A 4,365-nucleotide genomic window follows, 5' to 3' on the forward strand; every position below is an offset into this window, starting at 1 on the left:
GGTGCTCGCCGGCGAGATCGGCCAGGCCGGCGGCGCGGCCCTGGCCGAGCGGGTGCAGCACGAGGTCGCCGCGATCACGCTCGTCCGCCCCCGGGTGGTGCCCACCGGGCTGACCGAGGAGCCGATCCTGAACGGTGCGCTGCGTACCGCGCTGGACGCGGTCCGCGACGAGGTGTTCGGCTCCACCGTCGGCTGACCCGGGGCTTCCGCCGGAGCGCGCCGGGCCGTCGGGCGCCGCCGCGGATTGCCCGACCCGGGCCGGCCGCTTCCCGCCCGCCGACCCGGTCCGTCGGGCTCGGGTCGGGCCGGGGTCCGTCATGTGAAGGAATATTTCACCTCCGGCCCGGGTGCTGCAAGGTCTTGCCGCACCCGGGCCGGAGGTCCCCTCAGGTCACATCAGGTCGCGACGGCGGAACAGGGCGAAGGCGGCCACGGTCAACGCGCCGGTCAGCCCGAGCAGCACGGCCAGCGACGGCGCCCAGGTCAGCGCGTACAGGCCGTCGCAGTAGCCGGAGTACCCGTTGGTGCACGCCTGGTCGTCCCAGAACTCGGCCCGACCGGTCAGCCAACCGCCCAGGTAGCTCGAGAGCATCCACTGGTCCGGCTTGGGCGCGTCCAGGATCTCCAGCACCAGCCGGGCCCCGAGCTCCCAGACCACCGCGTACGCGGCCAGCGCGCCGAGCGCCGCCGACGTGTGCCGGCCCAGCGTGGCGATGGCGAAACCGGCCGCGGTGGCCAGCAGCACCAGCACCATGCCGCGCCCCCAGATGCCGCCCAGGGCCGACCAGAACTCGCCGCCGAGGTGGCCCGGCTGGCCGGCGACCTGCCCGATCAGCCAGAACGCGGCCAGGTAGGCCGCCGAGGCGAGCACCGACACCAGCGCCACCGTGCCGAGCAGCGTGCCCAGCTTGGTGCCGAGCACCGTCATCCGCCGCGGCCGCCAGAGCAGCAGGTTGACCACCCCGCCGGAGTTCAGGTCCGCCCCGATGTAGGAGGCGCCGACCAGGAAGCCGAAGAGCACCAGAAAGGCGATGAGGAAATAGAGCAGCGGCCGGGCGTCATTGGCGAAGGTGAACACCCCGTTCAGGTAGTCGGCCGCGACCGGCATCCGGTCCCGCAGCGCCGGGTCCACCTCGCTGCAGTCGGCGGGGAAGTAGTCCTCCGACTGCTCCTCCGGCAGGTTGCCCCGCTGGTTCGCCAGGCACCGGTCGTGGATCTGCTCCATGTTGCGCCGCTCCGCGGCGGCCTGCGCCTGGGCGTCGGCCAGCTCGGCGGCGCTCGGCCGGTGCGAGCCGGCCAGGGTCGTCGCCGCGGTGATACCGAACGCCAGCACCAACAGCACGACCATCAGCTGCACGAAGCGGCGGGCGCCGAGGCGCTCCAGCTCGGCACGGATCAGGTTCACGCGTCGACTCCTCTCGCGTCGAGGTCGATGGCCGCGTCCCGGGGCCCCTCGGGCAACGCCGAGTCGTCCACCTGCCGGGGCACCGTCGGATGCGCCGCGGAGCCGGTCAGTTCCAGGAAGACGCTCTCCAGGTCGGGCCGCAGCGGGGTCAGCTCCCGCACCCAGACGCCCTGCTCGCCCAGCGTGCGGCTGACCGTGGTGGCGTCCTCCACGTCGTTGACCACCAGGTGGTCGTCGTGCCCGGTGACCGCCAGCCCCGCCGCGCCCAGCAGTTCGGCCGCCCGCGCCGGATCGTCCACCCGCACCAGGAACTCGTGCCGGTCGAAGCCGGCCAGCACCTCGTCCACCCGCCCCGCCGCCACCCGGCGGCCCCGCGAGATGATCGTGACGTGGTCGCAGATCAACTGGATCTCGGCGAGGATGTGGCTGGACACCAGCACCGTCACCCCGGCCTCGGCCAGCGAGCGCATCAGGTCCCGCATCTCCCGGATGCCGGCCGGGTCCAACCCGTTCGCCGGCTCGTCGAGGATCAGCAGCTCCGGGTCCTTGAGCAGCGCCGAGGCCACCGCCAGGCGCTGCTTCATGCCCAGCGAGTAGCCCTTGACCCGCTCGTCGCCCCGGTCCCGCAGGCCCACCTGCTCCAGCACCTCGTCCACCCGGTCGGTCGGCACCCCGCCGGCCCGGGCGAGCAGACGCAGCGTCCGGTGACCGGTGAAGTTGCCGAAGAACTGCGGGCTCTCCACGATCGCCCCGACCCGCCCCGTCACCGCCTGCAGATCCTCCGGCGCGCGTACGCCGAGCACCGTCATCCGGCCCGCGTCGGCCCGGACCAGCCCGAGCAGGGCGCGCAGCGTGGTGGTCTTGCCCGACCCGTTCGGGCCGAGGAACCCATGAACCTGCCCCGACTCCACGAGCAGGTCGAACCCGTCGACCGCCACCCGGCGGCCCTGCCGCAGGCTGTGGAAGGTCTTGCGCAGACCCTCGATCTCGATGACCGCGCTCATCCGCGCGGCTCCCTGCTCCGACCGGGCATGAACCGTCCTCCGGTTATGGTGATCAACGACACGGCGCCTCACCCTATGGCCGGGGCGCCGCCCGTGGGGGGCGCCACGGCCCTGCGTGGTTGGATGGTCGGGTGACTGGTGACCTGATCCCCGGCGCCGGCGGCGCCGCACCCGCACCCTCGCCCGTGGACGCGGATCTGGTGGTCAGCCTCGACGGCGTCGCCGTACGCCGGTCCGGCACCGCGCTGCTGCACGACGTGGACTGGCGGGTCGAGCTGGACGAGCGCTGGGTGGTGCTCGGCCCGAACGGCGCCGGGAAGACCACGCTGCTCAACCTCGCCGCCGGGCGGCTGCACCCGACCGCCGGCACCGCGCACGTGCTCGGCGAACGCATCGGCCGGACCGACGTCACCGAGCTGCGTACCCGCATCGGGCTCTCCACCGCAGCCCTCGCCGAGCGGGTGCCCGCCGACGAGCGGGTCACCGACGTCGTCGTCACGGCCGCCTGGTCGGTGCTCGGGCGCTGGCGGGAGAGCTACGACCCCGCCGACGAGGCCCGCGCCCGGGCGCTGCTCGGCCAGCTCGGCATCGGCGGCCTCGCCGAGCGCACCTACGGCACCCTGTCCGAGGGGGAGCGCAAGCGGGTGCAGATCGCCCGCGCGCTGATGACCGACCCGGAGCTGCTGCTGCTCGACGAGCCCGCCGCCGGGCTCGACCTCGGTGGGCGCGAGGACCTGGTCGCCCGGCTCGCCGAGCTGGCGAACGACCCGGACGCCCCGGCGCTGGTGCTGGTCACCCACCACGTCGAGGAGATCCCGCCCGGCTTCACCCACGCGCTGCTGCTGCGCGACGGCCAGGTGGTGGCGCAGGGGCTGCTCGGCGACACGCTCACCGGCGACAACCTCACCAAGACCTTCGGGCTCCCGCTGGTGGTCGAGCGCTCCGGCGACCGGTACACCGCCCGCGCCGCCTGACGCCCCGGCCGACGTCGGGCGCACGCACCGGGCAGGTCCTACACTCGCCGCAGCACGGCCAGCGGCGGAGGAGGCGGGCATGGCCCAGACCAGGGTTGTCGTGGTGGGCAGCGCCAACATGGATCTGGTGGGCGCCGCCCCGACCCTGCCCCGGCCCGGCGAGACGGTGCTCGGCACCGACTTCGTGATGGTGCCCGGCGGCAAGGGCGCCAACCAGGCCATCGCCGCGGCCCGGGCGGGCGCCTCCTGCGCCTTCCTCGGCGCGATCGGCTCCGACTCGTTCGGGGTCACCCTGCGCGCCCGGATCACCGCCGCCGGGGTAGACACCGGCCAGACCCGCACTGCGTACGGCACCTCCGGGGTGGCGCTGGTGATGGTCAACGCCCAGGGGGAGAACGCGATCCTGGTCAGCCCCGGCGCGAACACGTCGATGACCGGCCTCACCGAGCCGGAGCTGGCCGCCGTACGCGAGGCGGACGTGCTGCTCGCGCAGCTGGAGATCCCCGTCGGCACGGTGACCGAGGCGGCGGTCGCCGCCCGGGCTGCCGGCACCCGGGTCGTGCTCAACGCGGCGCCGGCCGTCCCGCTGCCCGCGGAGCTGCTGGCGGCGACGGACCTGCTGGTGGTCAACGAGAACGAGGCGCAGGCGCTCACCGGCCGGGGCCGCCACGAGCCGCACGCGCTGCTCGAACTGGCCCCCCGGGCGGTGCTCACCCTCGGTGCCGACGGCGCCTGGTACGGCGATCGGGACGGGACAGCGGTCCACGTGCCGGCGGTCAAGGTCGACGTGGTCGACTCCACCGCGGCCGGGGACGCGTTCACCGCCGCGCTCGCCGTCGCCTGGGGCGAGGGCCGCGACCTGGTCGACGCCGTGCGCTGGGCGGCCGCCGCCGGCGCGGCCTGCGCCCGTCGGCTCGGCGCCTCCGTGGCGCTACCCCGCCGGGCCGAGATTGACGAGCTCTACGTGCCGGACTGAGCGGCG

At 74.6% G+C, this 4,365-nt stretch carries 4 protein-coding genes and 1 pseudogene; 3 read left to right on the forward strand and 2 right to left on the reverse strand.

Features of this window, described 5'->3' with window-relative positions:
• A pseudogene (locus NCC78_RS28125) lies at positions 1 to 196 on the forward strand (ROK family transcriptional regulator); the annotation flags it as partial.
• A 195-nt stretch (positions 197 to 391) separates the two neighbouring features.
• Here the strand turns inward: NCC78_RS28125 and NCC78_RS28130 are convergent.
• Positions 392 to 1,405 carry an ABC transporter permease subunit gene (locus NCC78_RS28130; protein WP_250798290.1) on the reverse strand — a complete coding sequence of 338 codons (1,014 nt, stop codon included), beginning with the start codon at positions 1,403 to 1,405 and terminating at the stop codon, positions 392 to 394.
• Positions 1,402 to 2,409, reverse strand: coding sequence for an ABC transporter ATP-binding protein (locus NCC78_RS28135; RefSeq protein ID WP_250798292.1), 1,008 nt, complete (start codon positions 2,407 to 2,409; stop codon positions 1,402 to 1,404). Before NCC78_RS28135 ends, NCC78_RS28130 begins: the two co-directional genes overlap by 4 nt.
• A 131-nt stretch (positions 2,410 to 2,540) precedes the next feature.
• Here NCC78_RS28135 and NCC78_RS28140 point away from each other — a divergent pair, with 131 nt between their 5' ends.
• A complete protein-coding gene (locus NCC78_RS28140; protein ID WP_250798293.1) occupies positions 2,541 to 3,383 on the forward strand; it encodes an ABC transporter ATP-binding protein in 843 nt (280 codons plus the stop codon).
• A 79-nt stretch (positions 3,384 to 3,462) separates the two neighbouring features.
• On the forward strand, positions 3,463 to 4,359 hold the full coding sequence (locus NCC78_RS28145; protein WP_250798295.1) for a ribokinase: 897 nt from the start codon (positions 3,463 to 3,465) through the stop codon (positions 4,357 to 4,359).
• Positions 4,360 to 4,365: the final 6 nt, after the last annotated feature.

It is taken from the genome of Micromonospora phytophila (assembly GCF_023656545.1).
In the GTDB taxonomy this organism is placed as follows: domain Bacteria; phylum Actinomycetota; class Actinomycetes; order Mycobacteriales; family Micromonosporaceae; genus Micromonospora; species Micromonospora phytophila.

Bases quoted from the DNA above. Each gene is read 5' to 3' on its own strand.
- NCC78_RS28145 (WP_250798295.1), top strand. From the start codon at position 3,463: ATGGCCCAGACCAGGGTTGTCGTGGTGGGCAGCGCCAACATGGATCTG.
- NCC78_RS28135 (WP_250798292.1), bottom strand. From the start codon at position 2,409: ATGAGCGCGGTCATCGAGATCGAGGGTCTGCGCAAGACCTTCCACAGC.